This window comes from Cellulosimicrobium sp. AB352, assembly GCF_049538415.1.
Lineage (GTDB): Bacteria > Actinomycetota > Actinomycetes > Actinomycetales > Cellulomonadaceae > Cellulosimicrobium > Cellulosimicrobium funkei.
This window is the reverse complement of sequence record NZ_JBMVFX010000008.1, coordinates 1-22,160: the sequence shown is the minus strand read 5'-3', so window position 1 is coordinate 22,160 and position 22,160 is coordinate 1. Positions and strand designations below refer to the sequence as shown.

20 protein-coding genes are annotated in these 22,160 nt (G+C 76.9%); 6 read left to right on the top strand and 14 right to left on the bottom strand.

What is annotated here, in order from left to right; translation table 11 throughout:
* Positions 1 to 4 precede the first annotated feature (4 nt).
* Positions 5 to 2,572 carry a DEAD/DEAH box helicase gene (locus tag ACPCUX_RS07620; protein WP_423388470.1) on the top strand — a complete coding sequence of 856 codons (2,568 nt, stop codon included), beginning with the start codon at positions 5 to 7 and terminating at the stop codon, positions 2,570 to 2,572.
* Positions 2,573 to 2,706: 134 nt separating this feature from the next.
* Here ACPCUX_RS07620 and ACPCUX_RS07615 read toward each other — a convergent pair whose 3' ends face one another.
* From ACPCUX_RS07615 to ssd, 8 genes are all read right to left on the bottom strand, one after another.
* Positions 2,707 to 3,075: an Rv3654c family TadE-like protein gene (locus ACPCUX_RS07615; RefSeq protein ID WP_163185851.1), complete on the bottom strand. Its 369-nt coding sequence runs from the start codon at positions 3,073 to 3,075 to the stop codon at positions 2,707 to 2,709.
* Positions 3,076 to 3,218: 143 nt separating this feature from the next.
* Positions 3,219 to 3,608, bottom strand: coding sequence for a TadE family type IV pilus minor pilin (locus tag ACPCUX_RS07610; protein WP_043655698.1), 390 nt, complete (start codon positions 3,606 to 3,608; stop codon positions 3,219 to 3,221).
* 4 nt (positions 3,609 to 3,612) lie between these two features.
* A complete protein-coding gene (locus ACPCUX_RS07605; RefSeq protein ID WP_043655695.1) occupies positions 3,613 to 3,819 on the bottom strand; it encodes a DUF4244 domain-containing protein in 207 nt (68 codons plus the stop codon).
* Between the two features lie 356 nt (positions 3,820 to 4,175).
* Positions 4,176 to 4,979, bottom strand: coding sequence for a phosphotransferase (locus ACPCUX_RS07600; protein ID WP_423388469.1), 804 nt, complete (start codon positions 4,977 to 4,979; stop codon positions 4,176 to 4,178).
* A 115-nt stretch (positions 4,980 to 5,094) separates the two neighbouring features.
* On the bottom strand, positions 5,095 to 5,694 hold the full coding sequence (locus ACPCUX_RS07595) for a type II secretion system F family protein (RefSeq protein ID WP_085386547.1): 600 nt from the start codon (positions 5,692 to 5,694) through the stop codon (positions 5,095 to 5,097).
* Positions 5,695 to 5,737: 43 nt separating this feature from the next.
* Positions 5,738 to 6,388 (bottom strand): hypothetical protein, encoded by a 651-nt coding sequence (locus ACPCUX_RS07590; RefSeq protein ID WP_043660460.1) that lies wholly within the window; start codon positions 6,386 to 6,388, stop codon positions 5,738 to 5,740.
* Positions 6,389 to 6,455: 67 nt separating this feature from the next.
* Positions 6,456 to 7,715, bottom strand: coding sequence for a TadA family conjugal transfer-associated ATPase (locus ACPCUX_RS07585; RefSeq protein ID WP_249355827.1), 1,260 nt, complete (start codon positions 7,713 to 7,715; stop codon positions 6,456 to 6,458).
* 140 nt (positions 7,716 to 7,855) lie between these two features.
* Positions 7,856 to 8,572: a septum site-determining protein Ssd gene (gene ssd, locus ACPCUX_RS07580; protein ID WP_409141338.1), complete on the bottom strand. Its 717-nt coding sequence runs from the start codon at positions 8,570 to 8,572 to the stop codon at positions 7,856 to 7,858.
* Positions 8,573 to 8,713: 141 nt separating this feature from the next.
* Between ssd and ACPCUX_RS07575 the strand changes: the two genes are divergently transcribed.
* From ACPCUX_RS07575 to ACPCUX_RS07565, 3 genes are all read left to right on the top strand, one after another.
* Positions 8,714 to 9,535, top strand: coding sequence for an HAD family hydrolase (locus tag ACPCUX_RS07575; protein ID WP_409141337.1), 822 nt, complete (start codon positions 8,714 to 8,716; stop codon positions 9,533 to 9,535).
* A gap of 415 nt (positions 9,536 to 9,950) precedes the next feature.
* Positions 9,951 to 11,423 carry an NAD-dependent malic enzyme gene (locus tag ACPCUX_RS07570; protein ID WP_082774168.1) on the top strand — a complete coding sequence of 491 codons (1,473 nt, stop codon included), beginning with the start codon at positions 9,951 to 9,953 and terminating at the stop codon, positions 11,421 to 11,423.
* Between the two features lie 2 nt (positions 11,424 to 11,425).
* A complete protein-coding gene (locus ACPCUX_RS07565) occupies positions 11,426 to 12,247 on the top strand; it encodes a TrmH family RNA methyltransferase (RefSeq protein WP_338074486.1) in 822 nt (273 codons plus the stop codon).
* Between the two features lie 81 nt (positions 12,248 to 12,328).
* Here the strand turns inward: ACPCUX_RS07565 and ACPCUX_RS07560 are convergent, their stop codons facing one another.
* The 3 genes from ACPCUX_RS07560 to ACPCUX_RS07550 form a co-directional block, all read right to left on the bottom strand.
* Positions 12,329 to 13,045 (bottom strand): hypothetical protein, encoded by a 717-nt coding sequence (locus ACPCUX_RS07560; RefSeq protein ID WP_021483279.1) that lies wholly within the window; start codon positions 13,043 to 13,045, stop codon positions 12,329 to 12,331.
* 67 nt (positions 13,046 to 13,112) lie between these two features.
* A complete protein-coding gene (locus tag ACPCUX_RS07555) occupies positions 13,113 to 13,586 on the bottom strand; it encodes a hypothetical protein (protein WP_137279705.1) in 474 nt (157 codons plus the stop codon).
* Between the two features lie 125 nt (positions 13,587 to 13,711).
* Positions 13,712 to 14,386, bottom strand: coding sequence for a response regulator transcription factor (locus tag ACPCUX_RS07550; RefSeq protein WP_423388468.1), 675 nt, complete (start codon positions 14,384 to 14,386; stop codon positions 13,712 to 13,714).
* 343 nt (positions 14,387 to 14,729) lie between these two features.
* Between ACPCUX_RS07550 and acs the strand changes: the two genes are divergently transcribed.
* Complete coding sequence (gene acs, locus ACPCUX_RS07545; RefSeq protein WP_423388467.1) at positions 14,730 to 16,760, top strand: acetate--CoA ligase; 2,031 nt, start codon at positions 14,730 to 14,732, stop codon at positions 16,758 to 16,760.
* A 142-nt stretch (positions 16,761 to 16,902) separates the two neighbouring features.
* Positions 16,903 to 17,874: a pentapeptide repeat-containing protein gene (locus ACPCUX_RS07540; RefSeq protein ID WP_423388466.1), complete on the top strand. Its 972-nt coding sequence runs from the start codon at positions 16,903 to 16,905 to the stop codon at positions 17,872 to 17,874.
* 102 nt (positions 17,875 to 17,976) lie between these two features.
* Here the strand turns inward: ACPCUX_RS07540 and ACPCUX_RS07535 are convergent, their stop codons facing one another.
* From ACPCUX_RS07535 to ACPCUX_RS07525, 3 genes are all read right to left on the bottom strand, one after another.
* A complete protein-coding gene (locus tag ACPCUX_RS07535) occupies positions 17,977 to 19,428 on the bottom strand; it encodes an MFS transporter (RefSeq protein WP_423388465.1) in 1,452 nt (483 codons plus the stop codon).
* A 40-nt stretch (positions 19,429 to 19,468) separates the two neighbouring features.
* On the bottom strand, positions 19,469 to 20,590 hold the full coding sequence (locus ACPCUX_RS07530) for an FAD-dependent oxidoreductase (RefSeq protein WP_423388531.1): 1,122 nt from the start codon (positions 20,588 to 20,590) through the stop codon (positions 19,469 to 19,471).
* A 240-nt stretch (positions 20,591 to 20,830) separates the two neighbouring features.
* Positions 20,831 to 22,160, bottom strand: a 1,330-nt coding sequence (locus ACPCUX_RS07525) for an MFS transporter (protein ID WP_423388464.1), incomplete at its 5' end; no start/stop codon positions are given.

The following is a 22,160-nucleotide window of genomic DNA, read 5'->3' as shown; positions in this document are numbered from 1 at the left end:
AGACGTGCTGCACGCCCCCACCACCTCCCCGCGACCGACGAGCGCGACGCTGCTCGACGTGCTGCGCGCGGGCGGTCGGCGCGACGAGCGGCTGCGGCACGTGCGCGAGCTGCCCGCGCGCCCCGGCACCCAGGGCGAGTGGCCCGCATGGGCCGACGCGTCGCTCGTCGCCGGGTACCGCGCGCTCGGCGTGGAGCGACCCTGGGAGCACCAGGTGGAGGCCGCCGACGCCGCGTGGTCGGGCCGGCACGTCGCGCTCGCGACCTCCACGGGCTCCGGCAAGTCGCTCGCGTTCTGGCTCCCGGCGCTCACGGCCGTCCGCGCCGACGCCGCGGCGCGCGTGCTCGACCCCGGTCGCATCGAGTCGGTCGCGCGCCGTGGTGCCGTGCTCTACCTCTCGCCCACGAAGGCGCTCGCGGCCGACCAGCTCTCCGGCCTCCAGCGGCTCCTCGACGCCGCCGGGACGCGCGACGTGCGGGTCGCGACGTGCGACGGCGACACCGCGCAGGACGAGCGCCGGTGGGTGCGGGAGCACGCCGACGTCGTCCTCACGAACCCGGACTTCCTGCACTTCGCGCTCCTGCCGCACCACCGCGGCTGGACGCGGCTGCTGAGGGACCTGCGGTACGTCGTCGTGGACGAGGGGCACGCCTACCGCGGGGTGTTCGGCGCGCACGTCTCCCTCGTCCTGCGGCGCCTGCGGCGGCTCGCCGCGCACTACGCGCGGGAGGGCGACCCGCCTCCGACGTTCGTCGTCGCGTCGGCGACGACCGCCGACCCGGCCACGAGCGCGGCCCGGCTCGTCGGGGTCGAGCCCGACGACGTCGTGACCGTCGCGCGCGACACCTCCCCCGCGGGGCGCAAGACGTTCGCCCTGTGGGAGCCGCCCGTCGTGGTGGGCTTCGAGGCGTCCGCGGACGACGGTCCCGCCGAGGGCCACGACGACGACCCGGCGGTCGCGACGCCCGCCGAGGGGCCGGAGCACCCCCGCCGCAGCGCCACCGCCGAGACGGCCGACCTGCTCGCCGACCTCGTCATCGCGGGCGCCCGCACGCTCGCGTTCACGCGCTCGCGCCGCGGCGCGGAGTCCGTCGCGGTCCAGACGCAGGACAGCGTGCGCGTCGTCGACCCCCGGCTCGTGCGCCGCGTCGCCGCCTACCGCGGCGGCTACCTGCCCGAGGAGCGGCGCGAGCTCGAGGACGCGGTGCGCACCGGCGACGTGCTCGGCCTCGCGACGACCAACGCGCTCGAGCTGGGCGTCGACATCTCGGGGCTCGACGCCGTCCTCATCGCCGGCTGGCCCGGCACCCGCATGTCGGTCTGGCAGCAGGCGGGCCGCGCCGGGAGGGCGGGCGCCGACGGCCTCGTCGCGTTCGTGGCACGCGAGGACCCGCTCGACACGTTCCTCGTGCACCACCCCGAGGCGGTGTTCGACGCACCGCTCGAGGCGACCGTGTTCGACCCCGCGAACCCCTACGTCCTCGCGCCGCACCTGTGCGCGGCGGCGGCGGAGGTGCCGCTGCGGTCCGAGGACCTCGCCGCGTTCGGCACGCCCGACGTCGTGCGCGGCCTGCTCGATGTGCTCGTCGCGCGCGGCGCCCTGCGGCGCCGGGCCTCCGGCTGGTACTGGACGCACGCGCAGCCCGCGTCGGGCATGACCGACCTGCGCGGCTCCGGCGGCGCGCCCGTCCGGGTCGCCGAGGCGCGCACCGGCCGGCTGCTCGGGACCGTCGACGCCGCCTCCGCGGACGGCTCCGTGCACGACGGCGCGGTGTACGTCCACCAGGGCCGCACCTACGTCGTCGAGCACCTCGACCTCGCGGACCACGTCGCGCTCGTGCGTCGGCAGGACGTCGACCACGGCACGTGGTCCCGGTCGACCACGTCCATCACGATCGTCGACGAGCCCACCGACGGGGACGTCGCGACGGGCCGCGAGGTCGTCGAGCGCAGCTGGGGCCCGGTCGGCTGGGGCTACGGCCCGGTCGACGTGTGCTCCCAGGTGGTGAGCTTCCAGCGCCGCCGCCTCCTCGACATGCAGGTCCTCGGCACGGAGACCCTCGACCTTCCCGAGCGCACGCTGCCGACGATGGCGGTCTGGTGGACCGTCCCCGCCTCCGTGATCGAGGAGGCGGGCGTCAACGCCGACGAGCTGCCCGGCGCGCTGCACGCCGCCGAGCACGCGTCGATCGGTCTGCTCCCCCTCCTCGCGACGTGCGACCGCTGGGACCTCGGCGGGGTGTCCACCGCGCTGCACGCCGACACCGGCGAGGCCACCGTGTTCGTCCACGACGCCTACCCCGGCGGGGCCGGCTTCGCCGAGCGCGGTTTCGAGCTCGGCGCGACCTGGCTCCGCGCGACGCGCGACGCCATCGCCCGCTGCCCGTGCCACGACGGCTGCCCGGCGTGCGTGCAGTCGCCCAAGTGCGGGTCGTACAACGCCCCGCTCGAGAAGGCCGCCGCCGTCCGGCTGCTCGACGCCGTGCTGGCGCACGCCCCGGTCGCCGAGACCGGGACCGAGGCCGACGCCGACGCCGACGCCGCGGGGCGGACCGCAGGTATCCCGCGATAGGGCACGGCACTTCCGCAGGGTCGAGGACGAGTACCGTCCGGTCGCTGACGGCACCCGTCCCACGAAGGATCGCGCCCGCCGGTCACAACGCTCGCGCCGCCCGACGGACCGCTGCCCCTGCCGGTGGCGGCCGTTCATCGCGCGCTCGCGGGGCCGGCGCGGGCGGCGGCGGTCGCGCGGCCGAGCGTGGCGCCGAGGAACGTCACGCCGGCTCTCGACTCGACGTCCACCCGGACGACCCCGGCGCCCTGCTCCGTGCACGCGACGACCACGGCCCGGTTGCGCGCCGCGGCCTCGCGCGCCCGGCCGCAGGGTTCCCACCCGTCGCGGACCGCCGTCGCCGCCGCGAGCGCCGCGAGGTCAGCTCCGGTCTGCGCGGTGCCACGCGCCGCCTGCGCCTGCGCGAGCCCGGCGAGCGCGAGCGCCAGGACGAGGACCGCCGCGACGACCCCGAGCACGAGCACCGTGCCTGCTCCGTGCTCGACGTCGAGGTGGACGGCCACCCCCGGCCTCGCACCTGGCCGGCCGTCGGTCTCGGTCCCGATCGCGGTCTCGATCCCGCTTCCGGCCCGAGTCTCGGCGCCAGACCTGGTCCCGGACCCGGTCTCGGTCTCGGTGCGCCGTCCCCGCGGAGGCCGCGCCGCGGTCACGGCTCCGCCCACGCGACGGCCGCGCCGCTCGCGCGCAACGGCGACCCGGCGAGCCACCCGCCCACGACGGGCGTCGTGACGCGCACCTCGACCCACGGGTCGCCGCGCAGCACGCCGACCGTCGCGCCGGCTCCGGCGACCCGGAGCGCGGTCGCGCGCACGGTCGCGTCGTCCTCACCGATGGCCACCGCCCGGGCGGCGGCCCTCGCCGCGTCGGCGGAGCGCATCTGGGCGCCCGCCGCCGCGGCGAGGGTGAGGACCACGACGAGCACCAGGACGACCGCGGGCAGGGCGACCGCGAGCTCGGCCGTGACCGCACCTCGCTCGCCGCCCTCACGGACCCGACCCCTCGGCCGGCGGCTCTCCGCCCCGGCGTCCCGTCGCACGGGCTCAGCCCAGCGAGAGCGCGCTGCGCACGATGCCGAGCAGCATCTCGCGCACCTCGCCGCTCTTCAGCACGACGATGAGCAGCCCGGCGAAGCCTGCCGCCGCGACCGTCGCGATGGCGTACTCAGCCGTCGCGAGACCCGCCTCGCCGTCCTGCCCCGTGCTCGTCCCCGTCAGGCGCGCGAACGCGCGTCGCGGCTGTCGTGTCATCTCCGGCTCCCCTCGTGTGGCCCGCGTCGTGCGGGCGGTCGGGGAGACCCTGCCGGGACCTGCACCCCTGCCGCACCCCACCGCGGGGCGTCGGTGGACGGGGCTCTCAAGACGACGACCTGTGCACGGCAGCGCGCCCTCCGCCCGCGTCGACGGGCCGAGCCACCAGCACTCCGTCGCACGATCAGCACCCGGTCGACGGGTCGAGCCACCGGCACCCCGTCGCACGATCAGCACCCGGTCGACAGGTCGAGCCACCGGCAACCCGTCGCCCGAGGAGCACCCCGTCGACAGGTCGCGCGAGCAGCACCCCCGTCGACGGGTCGAGAGACCAACCCCGGCCAACCGGGGCGCGGTCAGCCCCAGGTGAGCGGGGCGAGCTCGAGGTGGAAGCGGAGCCTGCCCGGGTCGACCGGGGACCCGTAGAGCGGCGCGAGCGACTCCTCCAGGGCACGCGCGTGCTCCGGCCAGGTGTCCTGGGCGTTCGCCAGGAGGAGGGAGAGGTCGGCGTGCCGGTCGGCGACCCCGAGCCGCCCGACGTCGACGAACCCGCGGAGCTCCAGCGTCTCGGGGTCGAGCAGGACGTTGGGCAGGCACAGGTCGCCGTGGCAGACCACGAGGTCGGCCGCCTGCTGCTCCCGCCGCCACGGCAGCTCGGCGAGGAGCTCCGCAAGAAGGTCGGCGGGATCCCGGGACTCCTGCTCCGGCCGCAGGAACTCCGGGTGCACGCGGCCGCCGTCGACCACGTCGCGGGCGAGGGCGACCATGGCGTCGAGGCTCCGGTCGAACGGGCAGCCGGCCACGGGGAGGTCGTGGAGGGTCCGCGCCGCCGCGAGGACGCTCGTCCAGGCGCGGTCGACCTGGTCGGGGCGGACCGTGTCGGCGGGCACGCCCGGCACCGTGCGCGTCACGAGCACGGCCTGCTCCCCCGTGTCCTCCCACGCCAGCACCTCGGGGACGACGATCCCGCGCTCAGCCGCCCAGAGCGCGCGGTCCCGCTCGTCCGCCAGGGCGGCCGCCTGGTCCGGGCCCACGACCTTGGCGTGCCGTGCGCCGTCCGCGCTGACGAGCACGCGGGCCGAGGACTCGCCGCTCCCGACGTCCCGCCAGGCGTCGTCCCGGAGCGCAGCGGGCACACGGGAGACAGGGGACGGGTCCATGCGGCCACCGTAGCGACCCGACACCGACCTCGGCCCCGGCCCCGGCCCCGGCCCCGGCCCGGCCCGGCCCCGATAATCACACCGACGCCCGCCTCTGCCTCCGGACCTCCGACGCCTATCCGGAGAGCAGACCCGCCCCGAGGGAGACGAGGACGGGCAGCAGCCCGACGAGCACGAACGCGGGCAGGAAGCACGCACCGAGAGGGAGCACGAGGTGCACGGCGAGCCGTGCCGCGGCAGCCTTGGCCGCCCCGGTCCGGTCCTGGCGCGACGCCCCGGCCGCCGCCCGCAGCGACGACGCCGGAGCGGCGCCGTGCAGCCACGCGGGCCGCAGCGCGCGCTGCACGACCCCGAGCCGCGGCGGTGCACCCGCCCAGGCCCCGTCCCACGACGCCCCGAGGAGGAGCGCCGCGCCGGCGGCGCGCAGCCCCGCACCGTCGCGGCCACCGACGCACGACCCGACGACGTCGAGCGCTCGCGGGATCGCCGCCCCCGACCCGACGGCGGCCGCGAGGAGCTCGAGGAGCACCCCGGTCTCGATGCCGGGTTCGCGGTCGTCGCCCCGGCGCCGTCGGCCACTCGGGTTGCCGGCGGGATCGTCCGGCGCGGGCGCTGCCCGCCCGACGGCGACGGCGCGCCGTCCGGCCTCCGTGCGCGCGGACCACCACGGCGCCGCGCCCGCCAGGACGCAGAGCGCCACGAGGACGAGGGTCATCGGTGCTCTCCTTCTCGGGCGGGCCGCGCCGCGCGCCGCGCGGTCACCGGTCGTCCCCTGCGGTGCGCGCCCGCTCGACGAGCCGAGCTGACCACGTGCGGCCCGCGACGAGCAGCAGGACCCCGAGGAGCACGCCTGCCGTCCCGAGGCCGCCGTCGGTCGCCGTGCCGAGCGGGTCGGCGCCCAGCACGTAGCCGAGCAGCACCCCGACGACCGGGAGCCAGAGCAGCACGCGGGCGGTCGCGCGCGGTCCGGCGAGCGCCGCCTCCCGCTCGGCCCGCGCCTCGGCGTCCGCGGCCACGGACACGGCAACCTCGTCGAGCACGGTCGCCAGCGGCGCACCGAGCTCCGCGGCCAGCCGGCACGCCGCGACGAGGGCACGCGCCGTCGCCGGGCCGCCGACGTGCGGCGCGAGGTCCGCGACCCGCGGGACGCCCCCGCCGTCGACCCGGACCCCGACCGCACGACCCCACGCGACGCCCGGCGCGGCTCCGGACCGCAGGAGCGCGCCGACCTGCGTCACGACGACGCGCACGAGCTCGGGCACCGCCTGGGGTCGGGCCGGGCGGCGCAGGACGGACCACCGCACGCCGCGCGACGCCGACCGACCGACGACCTGGCGCGCCGACCGACCGCCCCGGGCCGTGGCGCACCAGACCGCGGTACCGACGAGCAGACCCACGAGGACCGTCATGCGCGCGCTCCCCCGCCGCGCACCGTCCGGGCCGCACCGGCGCGGAGGCTCCCGGCACGTCGTCGCGTCATGCGGACCACCGCCCCACGAGCTCGTCCCACGCCGGTCCCGCGACCGGCCCCGCCGCGCCCGGCGACCCGTCTCCCGTCGAACCGCCGCGCGGCGACCCGGCGCCCGGCGACCCGCCTGCCGTCGACCCGCCGCCCAGCGAGCCACCGCCCGGTGACCCACCGCCCGGCGGCACGACGGTCCCGTCCCACGACCCCGCGACGTCCACGCGCAGGGCGCCGCGCTCGTCCTGCCGCACGACGCCGAGCTGCGCGAGGACGCGCCGGGTCGTGCCCGCCGTGCGGACGCGGCGCAGGTGCAGCACGACGTCGAGCCCGCCCGCGGCCTGCGCGGCGACGGCGGCCCGGTCCATCCCCGCGAGCGCCGCGAGCGCCTCCAGCCGGGCGGGGACCACCTCGACGTCGTTGGCGTGGATCGTCGCGAGGCCGCCGTCGTGGCCGGTGTTGAGCGCCATGAGCACCTCGCGGACCTCCGGCCCACGGCACTCGCCCAGCACGATGCGGTCGGGCCGCATGCGTAGCGCGGCGCGCACGAGGTCGGCGAGGTCCACGCCGCCCGCGCCCTCGACGTTGGGACGCCTCGCCGTGAGCGGGACGACGTGGGGGTGGTCCGGGTCGAGCTCGCGCGCCTCCTCGACGCAGACGACCCGCTCGTCGGGCGGGACGAGCGCGAGGAGGGCGGCGAGGAGCGTCGTCTTGCCGGTGCCGGTGCCGCCGGAGACGAGGACGTTCGCGCGCCGCGCGACGAGGCCGCGCAGCACCGGCTCCCACGCGTGCGGGACGGTGCCGCCCGCGACGAGGTCGTCGAGCCGGAACGTCCGGGTCCGCAGGACGCGCAGCGAGACGACGGCCCCCGTCGCGCACACGGGCGCGACGACGGCGTGCAGGCGCGTCCCGTCCGGGAGGCGGGCGTCGACGACGGGCGACGCGTCGTCGAGCCGCTGCCCGCCCGCCGCGGCGAGGCGCACCGCGAGCGCCCGCACGGCCTCGGGGCCGCCGAGCGCGACCTCGACCCGTTCGAGGCCGGCGCCGCGGTCGACCCACACGTCGTCGGGCCCGTTGACGAGCACGTCCGTCACGCCGGGCTCGTCGAGGTACCGCTGGAGCGGCCCGGCCCCGAAGATCTCCGCGTGGGCCGTCCGGGTCAGCTCGCGCAGCGCGGTCGTGCCGAGCACCCGGCCCGACGCCCGCAGCGCGTCCGCGACGGCCGCGTCGCCGAGCACCTCGGTGGCGCCGCCTGGGTCGTCGCTCGACCGCACGAGGCGGTCCCGGACCCCGTCGAGCAGGGCGACCCGGCCGCGCTCGGCACGCGGCGGCTCCTCCCCGCGGCGCTGCGCCCCGTCCGCGACACCTCCGTCCCGACCACGCCCGCCGCGCGGCGCACGCGCCTCCCGCGCGCTCACCGGGCGGGCCCGAGGTAGCGCGCCGCGAGCTCGCGACCGGCCCGGACGACCGGCCCGCGCCCGACGCACGGTCCGTGGCCCCGCTCGACCGCGCCAGCGAGCGCACGGTCCCACCCGGCGGTGGCGGCGACGTCGAGCCCGACGGCGGCGGCCACCTCGGGCGGCGAGAGCCGACCGGGAGCGGGGCCGCGCACGACGAGGGCGGCCCGGCCCGGCAGACGGTCGCGCACCGCCGCGGCGCCCGCGACCCCGGCGACGTCGAGCGGGGTCACGAGGAGCACCTCGTCGCAGGCCTCGAGCAGCGACGCCCCGGCCGCGCCCGCCCCGAGGGCCGCGCGGTCGGAGTCGAGCACGAGCACCCCGGACCTCGCCGCCGTGGCCTCGGCGAGCGCGGCGACGACGTCGGCGAGCGCCGCCTGCTCCGGGCCCCCGCCGCGCTCGGTGCTGACGACCGGCACGGTGCCCCAGCGGGGCAGGCGCGCGAGGAGGTCGTCGCCGTCGATCCTGCCCCGCGCGTCGGCGAGGTCCGGCCAGCGCACGCCCGGGTCCTGCTCGACACCGAGCAGGACGTCGAGGCCCCCGCCCAGGAGGGAGAGGTCGACCAGGCACGTCGGCGCGCGCCGCCGCGCGACCGCCCGGGCCAACGACGCGGCGACGACGCTCGCCCCCGCCCCGCCGCGCGCACCGACCACCGCCACGACCGCTCCGTCCATCGCGCTCCCCCGCCCTCCGTCGACCGGGGACCACCCTGGCCCGGCGACGCGGGCCGCCGTCGGCCCGTCACCCGTCCTGGGGACGGGCCCGTCGGCGAGCGCTCCTGGGGACGGCCACGTTCCGCCGCTAGGCTCGCGACCGTGACCCCGCTCCCGGACCCGACGGACCCGCCGCGCGCCGGCCGGGTCGCCGCGTTCTTCGACCTGGACAAGACGATCATCGCGACGTCGTCGGCCGCGGCGTTCTCGCGGCCGTTCTTCGCGGGCGGGCTCATCAACCGCGGGGACGTGCTGCGCAGCGCGTACGCGCACTTCCTGTTCATGGTGGGCGGGGCCGACGCGGACCAGACGGAGCGCATGCGTGCGCACCTGTCGAACCTCGTGACCGGCTGGGACGTCGCGACCGTCTCCCGCATCGTCGAGGAGACGCTCCACGAGCACATCGACCCGGTCGTGTACGCGGAGGCGGTCGAGCTCATCGAGTCGCACCACGAGCACGGGCACGACGTCGTCATCGTCTCGGCCTCGGGGAGCGAGGTGGTGGAGCCCATCGCCGCGGTGCTCGGTGCCGACCACGCCATCTCGTCCCGGATGGCCGTCGAGGGCGGTCGCTACACCGGCGCGATCGACTTCTACGCGTACGGCGAGAACAAGGCCGTCGCCCTACGCGAGCTCGCGGAGCGCGAGGGCTACGACCTCGCGGCGAGCTACGCGTACTCGGACTCCGTGACGGACGCGCCGATGCTGAGCGCCGTCGGCCACGCGTTCGTCGTCAACCCCGACCGGACGCTGCGTCGTCTCGCCGCCGAGCACGGGTGGGGCGCGCTGACGTTCTCGCGGCCCGTCGCCCTGCGCTCGCAGCTCGCCGCGCCGACGCCGGTGCTCGCCGCCGCAGGCCTCGTCGGGCTCGGCGTCGTCGGGTGGCTCACGTGGCGGGCGTGGCGCCGCCGCTCGCGCGGCTGACCCTCTTCAGCGTCGCTGCCCGCGCGGCTGACCCGCCCGTCCGGCCCCCCGCGGACGACCGCCGAAGGGCCCGATCCGGACCTCCCGGACCAACCGCACCGGCGTGTTCGAACCCCGGTAGAACACGGTGTGGAAGAACCCCCGGAGCGCTTGCGCCCGCCGCCCCGGCGGGCTGTGATGGAAGGACAACAGCACCGCGGCGGTACCCACGCGCAGGGCAGTCCACCGAAGGACGCGCTGACCGGAGCGGACCAGGCCACGACGGCCCCCGACCCGTTGCAGCGACTTGGAGCGAGCGCGCCTGTTCACCGCCGCCGCTGGCGACCACGGCGTCCGCGAGGGCGCCGTCGTCGTGTCCGGGCTCACGCGCCCCGTTCCCGCGTCGCGGCCCGCCGGCCGGGCGATACTGGGGCCCATGACGTCAGCGCCGAGTGTCTCCTCCTCCATCACCGCCCGCCTCCAGGTCGAGGCCCGCCCCACCGCCGTGAGCGAGCTGACGACGGCGATCGAGCACACCGGGGGCATCGTCACCGCCCTGGACGTGACGGCGTCGGGCCACGAACGCATCACGGTCGACGTCACGGTCGCGACGCGCGGCGAGGAGCACGCCGGGCAGATCGTCGAGGCGCTGCGCGCGCTCCCGGGCGTCGTCGTGGACCGCGTCTCCGACCGCACGTTCCTGCTGCACCTGGGCGGCAAGCTGAAGATCGAGTCCAAGGTGCCGATCCGCAACCGCGACGACCTGTCGATGATCTACACGCCCGGCGTCGCGCGCGTGTGCGAGGCCATCGCCGCCAAGCCCGACGACGCCCGCCGCCTGACGATCAAGCGCAACACCATCGCGGTGGTCACCGACGGGTCGGCCGTGCTCGGGCTGGGCGACATCGGCCCCCTCGCGTCGCTGCCCGTCATGGAGGGCAAGGCGGCCCTGTTCAAGCGGTTCGCGGACATCGACGCGTTCCCCATCGCGCTCGACACGACCGACGTCGACGAGATCGTGCGGACGGTCAAGGCGATCGCGCCCGTGTTCGCGGGCATCAACCTCGAGGACATCTCGGCCCCCCGGTGCTTCGAGATCGAGGCGCGGCTGCGGGCCGAGCTCGACATCCCCGTGTTCCACGACGACCAGCACGGCACCGCCATCGTGGCGCTCGCCGCGCTGACCAACGCGCTCAAGGTCGTGGGCAAGCAGCTGCCCGACGTGCGCATCGTCCTCTCGGGCGCGGGCGCGGCCGGGACCGCGGTGCTCAAGCTGCTCCTCGCGGCGGGCGCGCACGACGTCGTCGTCGCGGACATCGAGGGCGTCGTGCACCCGGGCCGCCCGGGCCTGTCCCCGTCGCTCGCGTGGACCGCGGTCAACACGAACCCGCGGCGCGTCACCGGCACGCTGCGCGAGGCCGTCGTCGACGCGGACGTGTTCATCGGCGTCTCCGCGCCGGACGTCCTCACGGGCGACGACGTCGCGCGCATGGCCCCCGACGCCATCGTGTTCGCGATGGCGAACCCGCGGCCGGAGGTCGACCCGGTCGAGGCGGCGGAGCACGCGGCCATCGTCGGCACCGGGCGGTCCGACTTCGCGAACCAGATCAACAACGTGCTCGCGTTCCCGGGCGTGTTCCGCGGCCTGCTCGACGCGCGGTCGCACCGGATCACCGACGCGATGCTGCTCGCCGCCGCGCGCGCGCTCGCGTCCGCGATCCACGAGGACCAGCTCAACCCGACCTACATCATCCCGAGCGTGTTCAACCCCGAGGTGACGACGCTCGTCGCCGCGGCGGTCGAGCGCGCCGCGCGCGAGGACGGCGTCGCCGAGCCGCCCGCGCTGACCGGCGGCCTCCCGCGCGTCGCGACCACGACGTCCGCCCCGACCACCGCCCCGGAGGCCTGAGCGTGCAGCGCGTCACGACCCGCAACGCGGCGTTCCAGCAGTGGGAGGCCCTGCTCACCAACCGCACGAAGCGGCACCGGGCGGGCGAGATGGTCGTCCAGGGGGTCCGGCCCATCACGCTCGCCGTCGAGTCCGGGTGGACCGTGCGGACGTGGCTCGTCGACGCCGACCGGTCGCTGTCGTCGTGGGCCCACGCGATGCTCGACCGGGTCCGCGCGCAGCGGTTCGCCGTGTCGTCCGCGCTCCTGCGCGAGCTCGGCGGCAAGGAGGACGAGACGCCCGAGCTCCTCGCCGTCGTCGCGACGCCACCCGACGACCTGGGCCGGATCGGCGGCGGCACCGTGAGCGCCGACTTCCTCGGCGTCGTGCTGGACCGGCCCACGAGCCCGGGCAACGTGGGGACCGTCGCGCGGTCGCTCGACGCGTTCGGCGGGAGCGGGCTCGTCGTCGCCGGGCACGCGGCCGACCCGTACGACCCGCGCGCCGTGCGCGCGAGCACCGGCTCGATCTTCTCCGTCCCGACGGTCCGCGTCCCCGCGGGCCGCGACGTCCTCGACTGGGTCGCCGCGCAGCGCTCCTCCGGGGTCCCGCTGACCGTGCTCGGGACCGACGAGCACGGCGACGTCGAGCTCGCCGCGCACGACCTCACGGGCCCGACGCTCGTCGTGACGGGCAACGAGACCACAGGCCTCAGCGCAGGCTGGCGCGAGGCGTGCGACGTCATGGTGAGCATCCCCATGCTCGGCTCGGCGAGCTCGCTCAACGCCGCGAGCGCGACGACGGTCGTGCTGTACGAGGCCGTGCGCCAGCGCCGGGCGCGCTGACGGCACCCACGGCGGCGGTCGGCGCACGCCCGACGGCGGGTGCGGCGTCCGAGGGGCGCCGCACCCGCCGTCGTCCCCGCGTCAGGACGAGCGCGGCGCCGTGCTGCCCGGAGCGCGGGTGATGTGGTGCACCGCCTGCGTGCGCAGGCCGGCCCCGTTGAACTCCTGGTAGATCTCCTTCGCCTCCTGGAGCGCCTGCTTGACCTGGTTCTTGTCGAGGTGAGCCGCGGTCAGCTGGTTCTGGTAGAGGTACAGGAACGTGTTGAAGTCGATCTTCGTCAGGTCCACCGTGGACTTGACCGCGACGAACGCGCTGATGCGCTCCATCTTCTCGTAGATGCCGCGGGCCGAGACGTTGAGGTACCACGCCTTGAGGTCCACCCGGACGATGGACAGGCCCTCGGTCACGACGTAGTACTCCTCCATCGTGCCCGTCGACGCCGACGCGCCGCCGAGGAACACGGTGAGGGCCTCGGAGATGAGGCCGCCCACCCCGTCGATGATGCTGTCCGCCGTCCCCGAGACGAACGACTTGAGCGACGACTTCACGGTGTCGGCGAGGTGCTCCGTCGACGTGGACGTGAAGGCGTGCACCTCCTTCTTGGACGCGAGGATGGACGTGATGGGCACGGTCGAGTTCGTGCCTCCCGCCCCGCGGAGCGACTCCTGGATCTTCGCCTCGAACAGCTCGGCCTTGGTCTCCCCGAGCCGGGCGAGCGACTCCACGACCTCGCGCTGCGTCTGCGCGAGCTCGTCGCTGTTGTCGAACTGCTTGACGATGTCTCTCACGAGCGACATGACTTCCTCCGATGACGTGTGGTGCGGTGTCGGAGCACGGCGACCGCCGCGCCCCCGTGGCGCGAGGTCAGAAGACGACCTGCGTGCCCTGCAGGTCGACCTGCCTGCTCAGCGCGTCCGGCCGCGGGTAGCCGGCGGTCGCCGGGACGGGCCGGTTGTAGCCGTAGACCCAGACGCCCTCGAGCGCCCGCTCCTCCTCGAGCGCGAGGGCGAGCCCCGCCGAGAAGTTGGAGACGTTCTCGGCACACGCGTGCACGAGCACCGGGCCGACCGGCCCGGGCACCCGGGCGAGGAGCCGTGCGACCTGCCGCCGGTTCCACCCCCAGTCGTCGGCGCCGTGCCCCTCGTCGCCGATCTCCTCGTCGTTGCCGTGCGCGGACAGGCAGACCGGGCCCCGCGCCGTCGCGAGCGCCGCGACGAGCGCCCGTTCCGCCGCGGCCCGTGAGCCCTTCGGAAGCAGGACGACCTCGCCCCACGCGTCCGCCCCCGAACCGTGCCTCTCGACGGCCTCGCGGATGTCGTCGTCCTGTGTGCAGACCACCAGCATGTCGTGCCCCCTCTCGTGCGTCGGCGGGGCTGCGTCGCCCCGCCGTCGGCCCGGTGCCTTCGTCCGGGTCCGTCGCCAGGATCCGCCGGGCGCCGACCGCCCCACATCGTCAGTTCTGACTATCTGTGGACGGGACGGCCGCCCCGTGCGCGGGCCAGGGCGGCGGAGGCCGCGAGCTGCGACGAGACGCCGAGCTTGCCGAGGATCGAGCGGACGTGGGCGCGCACGGTCGCGACCGACAGGACGAGGGCAGCCGCGATCTCGGCCACCGACCGTCCGCCCGCGAGGTGCTCCAGCACCTCGGTCTCCCGCCCCGTGAGCGACGCCACCGCCCGGCGGTCGCGCACGACCCCGACGAGCTGGTCCACCGGCAGCGCGTCGCCCGCGCGCACGTCCCCCGCGAGCATGCGGGCGACCGTCCGCACCTGGTCGCCGAACGGTCGCTCCGCGGCGACGACCAGGGCGCCGGCCCGCGCGGCGACGAGCAGCCGGTCCGCCGCGACCGCGCCGCCCACGACCACGACCGGGCCCGGGCGCCGCAGGACCGCGAGCAGCGGCGGGCCGGGGAGGGAGCCCGCGTCGTCGGCCACGAGCACGAGCCCGCGGCGGCCGCCGGACCCCGGCCGGAGGGCGTCCTCGGGGACCGTGCGCGCCCCGCAGCGGCCGACGGCGCGCAGCCCGGCGGCCACGGCGACGGCGAGCACGCGGTCCCGGGAGGCGACGTCGACGCCGTCGTCCCGGCGTGCGGGCGCGGCAGGGCGCGACCGCGCGCCCCGCACCGCCGCGTACGCCAACCCGCCCCCTGTGCCTCGCCGTGAGGCCGCACGCTCCGCGAGGAACGTGAGCCCATGGTGGGTCACCACCCCGTGCGCGGCAACAGCGCGCCGGGGTGCCCGGCGGGTCGCCCGACGGCGCGCTCCCCCACCGTCCGGGGCACTCGCCCGTTCCTTTGCGAGCACTCTCGCCGAATCCCGGACGGATGTGACCGCGCTCACCGCGGGAGGTCTACACTCGCCAGGTCGGGGCCCCGGTCGTGCGGCCGTCCGCCCCGTCGTACCGTCGTACCGTCACGCCGCCCCCGGGCGGCCGCCGCGGTCGGCGGGACCGCACCAGAGTCGATGCGCACCGGAGGTCAGCGTGCCAGAGAACGAGCCCGAGGCCGCAGCAGCGGCCACCACGTCCAGCCTGGAGAACCTCCTCCACGAGACCCGGAGCTTCCCCCCGAGCCCCGAGTTCGCCGCGCAGGCGAACGCGCAGCCCGAGCTGTACGAGGAGGCGCGGGCCGACCGGCTCGCGTTCTGGGCGCGGCAGGCGAACGACCTCGTCACGTGGCAGACCCCGTTCACCGAGACCCTCGACTGGTCGCAGGCGCCCGTCGCGCGCTGGTTCGCCGACGGCACGCTCAACGCCGCGTACAACGCGGTGGACCGTCACGTCGAGGCAGGTCTGGGCGACCGGGTCGCGATCCACTTCGAGGGCGAGCCGGGCGACACCCGGACGGTCACGTACGCCGAGCTGCAGCGCGACGTCTCGCGCGCGGCCAACGCGCTCGCGGCCCTCGGCGTCGAGACGGGCGACCGCGTCGTCATCTACCTGCCGATGGTCGTCGAGGCCGTCGTGGCGATGCTCGCGTGCGCGCGCATCGGCGCCCCGCACTCGGTCGTGTTCGGCGGGTTCTCCGCCGACGCGCTGCGCAGCCGCATCGCCGACGCCGAGGCGAAGCTCGTCATCACGGCCGACGGCGGCTACCGCCGCGGCGCGGCCTCCGCGCTCAAGCCGGCGGTCGACGAGGCGCTCGCGCCGAAGGACGGCGCGGAGCCGACGACGGTCGAGCACGTCCTCGTCGTGCGCCGCACCGGCCAGGACACCGCGTGGACCGAGGGCCGCGACGTGTGGTGGCACGACGCGCTCGAGGCCGCCGACACGACGCACACCCCGGTGTGGGTCGAGGCGGAGCACCCGCTGTTCATCCTCTACACGTCGGGCACCACCGGGAAGCCCAAGGGCATCCTCCACACCACGGGCGGCTACCTCACGCAGGCCGCATACACGCACCGCAACGTGTTCGACCTCAAGGCCGACACCGACGTCTACTGGTGCACCGCCGACATCGGCTGGGTCACGGGCCACTCGTACGTCGTCTACGGCCCGCTCCTCAACGGCGCGACGCAGGTGATCTACGAGGGCACCCCGGACTCCCCGCACCAGGGCCGCTGGTGGGGGATCGTCGAGAAGTACCGGGTCTCGATCCTCTACACCGCGCCGACGGCGATCCGCGCGTGCATGAAGTGGGGCGAGGAGATCCCCGCGAAGTTCGACCTGTCGTCGCTGCGCGTGCTCGGGTCGGTGGGCGAGCCCATCAACCCCGAGGCCTGGATGTGGTACCGCCGCGTCATCGGCGGCGACCGCACGCCCATCGTCGACACGTGGTGGCAGACGGAGACGGGCGCGATCATGATCTCGCCGCTGCCGGGCGTCACGGCGGCCAAGCCGGGCTCCGCCCAGGTGCCGCTGCCGGGCATCGTGGCGGACGTCGTCGACGACGAGGCGCGCTCCGTGCCGAACGGCGGCGGCGGGTACCTCGTGCTGTCCGAGCCGTGGCCGTCGATGCTGCGCGGCATCTGGGGCGACCTCGAGCGCTTCAAGGACACGTACTGGTCGCGCTTCCCGGGCATCTACTTCGCGGGCGACGGCGCCAAGAAGGACGAGGACGGCGACATCTGGCTGCTCGGCCGGGTCGACGACGTCATGAACGTCTCGGGGCACCGCCTGTCCACCACGGAGATCGAGTCGGCCCTGGTCTCCCACGAGATCGTCGCGGAGGCCGCGGTCGTCGGCGCGAGCGACGACCTCACGGGCCAGGCCGTCGTCGCGTTCGTCATCCTGCGCGGCGAGCACGCCGGCCGGGCGTCCGACGCCGACGGCGCGGCGGCCGTGCAGACGGAGCTGCGCAACCACGTCGCGAAGGAGATCGGCCCGATCGCCAAGCCGAAGCGCATCCTCGTCGTGCCCGAGCTCCCGAAGACGCGGTCCGGCAAGATCATGCGCCGCCTCCTGCGCGACGTCGCGGAGAACCGGACGGTGGGCGACGCCACGACCCTCGCGGACTCGTCCGTGATGGAGCTCATCTCGGCGGGCCTGCAGAAGCCGTCGTCCTCGGACGACTGACGCGCCGCTCGTCGACCACGGGGTCGGTGCCGTCGTCCGCGCGACGACGGCACCGGCCCCGTTCTCGTGCGCCGACCGCCCGGCCGGTGCGCACCGCGATTTGCCCGTGCCCGGCGTCCCCACGACGGCGTAGCGTCGAGGCGTGCCCCGCGTCCCCGCGGCCGACGGCCGCGCCCTCCTCGTCGAGCAGCTCGACCTGCGCAGCGACTGCTCCCGCTGCACGGGCCTGTGCTGCGTGGGCCTGCACCTCGTGCGGTCCGCCGACTTCGCGATCGACAAGCCCGCGGGCACGCCCTGCCCGAACCTGCGCACCGACTTCGGCTGCGGCATCCACGCCCGGCTGCCCGAGTCCGGCTTCCCCGGCTGCGTCGCCTACGACTGCCTGGGCGCGGGCCGGCGCGTGACGGCCGCCGTCCGGGCGGCGCACGACGGCGCGACCTGGCGCGACGACCCCGCCGCCGCGCGCGACGCGTTCGCCGCCCTGCCCGTCGTCACGCAGCTCCAGGAGCTGCTCTGGTACCTCGCGGAGGTGCTCACGCTCCCCGCGGCCACCGCCGTGCACGACGACGCCCGGCAGGCGCTCGACCGCACCGCACCGCTCGCCGACCTCGCCCCGGCGGACCTGCTCGCGCTCGACGTCGGCGCGGTCCGTCGCGCCGTCGGCCCGCTGGTCGACCGCGCGAGCGCGCTCGTGCGCGACGCGGCCCGCGGCGCGGCGCGCGACAGCTCGCAGGCGCGCGACCGCCGGCACCGGGACGGCCGCCGCGGCGCCGCGGCGCCGCACGGCACCGCCCGCGCAGCGGCCCCGCCCGACGCCTCGCCGGCACTCCGGGCCCCGGGCGCGGGGGTGCGACGTCGGCTGCGGCCGGGGGCGGACCTCGTCGGTGCCGACCTCCGCGGGCTGGACCTCACGGCGTCGGACCTGCGGGGCGCGCTGCTCCTCGGTGCCGACCTGCGCGGGGCCCGGCTCGACGCCGTCGACCTGCTCGGCGCCGACCTGCGGGGCGCGGACGCGCGCGGCACCGACCTCTCCAGGGCGCTGTTCCTCACCCCGGCGCAGGTCGGCGCCGTCCGCCGGGACGAGCGCACGGCGCTCCCGGCCGTGCTCGCCTGACCCTGGCCGCGGCCGCCCACCCCACGAGATCGGCACCCCCAGACCGGATCGGCGGTCGCGACCGCCGATCCCACCCCCGGGTGCCGATCTCGGCGGCCGTCGTCAGCGGAGCGCAGCCCGCCGCGCGAGCGGAGCCGCCACGACCGCGCACACGACGACGAGCGCCGCCGCACCCCACGCGAGCGCGCCGTACGACGAGAACCCGATGATCGCCCCCGCGAGGATGCCGCCGACAGCGCCGCCCGTGTTCATCGCGAGGTCCGACAGGCCCTGCACGGCGGTGCGCGACGGCCCCGGCGTCGCGTCCACGAGCAGCGCCGACCCGGCGACGAGCCCGCACGACCACCCGAGCCCCAGCAGCACGAGGCCGACCGTGAGGCGCGCGGAGTCCTCGCCCGGCGCGCCCGCCACGACGACCGCCGCCGCGAGGAGCAGCACTCCCCCGGCGTACAGCACGCGCGCGTGCCCGAGCCGGTCCGCGAGCCACCCGACGACGGGGCTCAGCGCGTACATGCCCGCGATGTGGGCGCTGATCACGAGCCCCACGACCTGGAGCGTCGCGCCGCCGTGGTTCATGTGGACCGGGGTCATGGACATGAGGCCGACCATGACGAGGTGGCTCAGCACGATCGCGCCGAGCGCGAGCCGCGCCGTCGGGCTGGCCGCGACGACGGCCCAGCCGGCGCGCAGGCCGTCGCGCCACGACGCCGGGCCCGGCGCTCCACCCGCGCCCGGCGCACCCCCGTCGCCACCCGCCGCACCGGAGCCCGCCGCACCCGAACCCGTCGCGCCGGAACCCTCCGCGCCGGACCCCGCCGCACCCGCCCCCGACGGCGCGTGCGACGCGAGCAGCGGGTCCGGGCGCAGCCACACCGCGACGACGGTCGCCGCGAGGGCGAACGCGAGCGTCGCGAGCACGAACGGGGCCGCGCTCGGCGCGGCGCTCCCCGCGGTGCTCCCGTGCTCGGCGTGCGCGTCCCCGAGGCGCAGGGCGGGCCCGGCGACCCGGTCGGCGACGCCCGCGAGCGTCGGCCCGACGACGGACCCGACGGTCGTCGCCCAGACCACCACGGACAGGTCGCGGGCCCGGCGCTGCGGCGTCGCGAGGTCCGTCGCGGCGAAGCGGGAGGCGAGACCGGCGGCCGTGCCGGAGCCGAACAGCAGCATCGCCACGACGAGCAGCGGCCACGAGCCCAGCAGGACGGCGACCGTCGCGAGCACCGCGCCGCCCGTCGCGAGGCCGAAGCCGAGCAGGAGCGACGGCCGCCGGCCGCGCCGGCCCGCGACCTGGGCGAGCGGCAGCGCGACGAGCGCCGCGCCGACGACGCCCGAGGTCGAGGTGAGCCCCGCGATCGCGTCGGACCCGGACAGCGCCGACGCCACGAGGGGTGCGACGGCGATGCCGCTCGCGACCCCGACACCGGACAGCACCTGGGTCGCGGCGAGGGTCGTCAGGGTGCGGCGCTGCGTCGGGAGGGCGGGCGCGTCGACGGCGGTCGGGGCGGGCCCGCGGGCGGGGTGCGGGTCGGGGGGCGGGGAGGACTCGGTGCTCACGGGTGCACGTTAGGGCTCCGCGGCGGGCGCTGACGAGCCCTCACACCGCCACCGGCCGCCGAGATCCTGCCGCAGGGCTGCGACCGGGCTGTCGGCCGAGCGCCCGCAGCACGCCGCGCGCCGCCTCGCGTCCCGCCCGGTTGGCCCCGATCGTCGAGGCGCTCGGCCCGTAGCCGACGAGCTGGACGCGCGGGTCGCTCGCCGCCGTCGTGCCGTCGAGCACGATCCCGCCGCCGGGCGCGCGCAGGCCGAGGGGCGCGAGGTGGTCGAGCGCGGCCCGGAACCCGGTGGCCCAGAGGATCACGTCGGCGGGCTGGTGCAGGAGCCCGTCGTCGTTCGCGCCGGGTGCCCACTCGACGCCGGTCGCCGTGACGCGTTCGAACATCGGCCGACGCCGCAGCACCCCGCTCGCGATCCCCGCGCGGTAGCGGGGCGTGAGCGGCAGGCCCGTGACCGAGACGACGCTCCCGGGCGGCAGCCCCGCGGCCGTGCGCTCCGCGACGCGCGCGACGGCGGCCCGGCCCAGCTCGGGCGAGAACTCCTCCTCGACCCACACCGGCTCGCGGCGCGTCACCCACGTCGTGCCCGACGCGTGCGGCGCGATCTGGAGCAGGAGCTGCGTCGCCGACGCCCCGCCGCCGACGACCACCACGTGCTGCCCCGCGAAGTCCTCGGCGGCGCGGAAGTCGTGCGTGTGGAGCTGGCGCCCGCGGAACGTCTCCATCCCGGGGTAGCGCGGCCAGAACGGGCGGGTCCACGTGCCGGTCGCGTTGACGAGCGTGCGCGTGCGGACGACGACGTCGCGCGCGTCCGGCCCGGCGCCGACCGTGGCGCGGACCAGCAGGAGCGCGGGGTCGTCGCGCACGTCGTGCACCGTGACGGGCCGCACCACGCGCAGGTCGTTCTCGCGCTCGTACGCGGCGTAGTAGCGCGGGACGGCGACGTTGGCGCGCTCGCCGGGGTCGCCGGCCGGGAGCGGGACGCCCGGGAGGTCGTGCACCGCGTGCGTCTCGGCCATGGTGAGCGAGTCCCAGCGGTCCTGCCACGCGCCGCCCGGGCCGCGACCGCCGTCGAGCACGAGCGGGTCGAGCCCGGCGCGCCGCAGGTGGTACGCCGACGACAGCCCGGCCTGGCCCGCACCGACGACCACGACGTCGTGCACGGCCCCGCCCGGGCCGAGCAGGTCCGCGCCCGCCGCGCCCGGTGCCGCCGGCTCTCGTCCGTGGTTCCGCTCGCTCACGCCGACCACAACGACCCGGGCGCACGGAACCTTCCCCCACCCCGAGGTGAGGTGCCGAACACGAGGTTGCCGTCGTCATCGCGCTCTGAACGACCGCAACCCCGTGGTCGACGGCGAGCAACCCCGTGCTCGGCGACGCGCCGCCGCGCGTGCGGCGCGCGCTCAGGGGAGGTCCGGGACCCGCCGGAGCGTGCGGATCGGCCGGACGGCGAGGAGCGCCACGACCGTGAGCGTCCCCACGACCGCGCCCACCAGGAGCACCCGGTCCGTCCCGAACGCGGCGACGGCGGGACCGGCCAGCGCGGCCCCGATCGGGTACATCCCGACCGACCCCGCGACCTCGTAGGCGTGGACCCGGTTGAGCACGTCGCCCGGCACCTGCGTCTGGACGCTCGTCGCCCACATGACGCCCCACACCCCGACCCCGACGCCCACGAGCACCTGCGCGACGGCGAGCGCCCCGACCGGCCAGCCCAGCACGAGGCCGAGCGGGTAGAGCGGGTAGGCCACGAGCGCCACGGCGCCCGCGGCGAGCGGCCGCCGCGGCCGGTAGCGGATCGCGAGCAGCCCGCCGACCACGGTCCCGACCCCGAGCGCGCTGTTGAGCACGCCGAACGCGGTCGCCCCGTGCGTCGGCACGACGACGCTCGCCGCCAGGGGGAGCTGCGGCCCCCAGGCGAGCACCGCGTAGACCATCCAGATGACGACGACGCCCCACAGCCACGTGCGGGAGCGGGACTCGTGCCACCCGACGGCCAGGCTGCGCCACAGGCCCGCGCCCGCCGGGGGCGCCGGCACGACGCCGAGCCGGAGCGCGAGCAGGCACAGCGCGCTCGTCGCGTAGGCGACGGCGGAGAGGACCATCACCCCGCCGGTCGACCCGAACCCGACGAGGACGCCCGCGAGCGCCGGGCCGCCGAGCCCGGTGATCGCCTCGGAGGTCCGCAGGACGCCGTTGGCCCCCTGGACGTCGCGCGCGACGAGGGGCACGGTCGACGCGGCGCCGGGCTGGAACAGCGCGTTGGCCGTGCCGGCGACCGCGAGGAGGGCGTAGAGGTGCCAGAGGTGGTCGATCCCCCGGACGAACAGGACCGCGAGGAGCACGTGCGCGGCGAGGTTCGCGAGGTCGGCGACGATCATCATCCGGCGCGCGGTGAACCGGTCGGCGAGCACGCCGCCGAAGAGCACGAGCCCCGCGAACGGGGCGACGAGGAACGCCATCGCGTACCCGGCGACCGCGAGCCCGTAGCCCGAGGCGAGCAGGCCGGCCGAGACCGCGACCGGGAGCATCGCCCAGCTGAGCAGCCCCGCGCTGCGCGCGGTGAAGTAGAACCGGAAGTCCCGCGACCAGACGGCCGGTCCCGTCGGTTCCCCGACCGGCCGGGCCGGGACCGGGACCGGGACCGGGGCCGGGGCCGGGCCCGGGACCCGCCCTGCTGCAACCTCCGCCGCCTCCTCGACCGCGCACGCGCCCATGCCGCCCTGCCTCTCA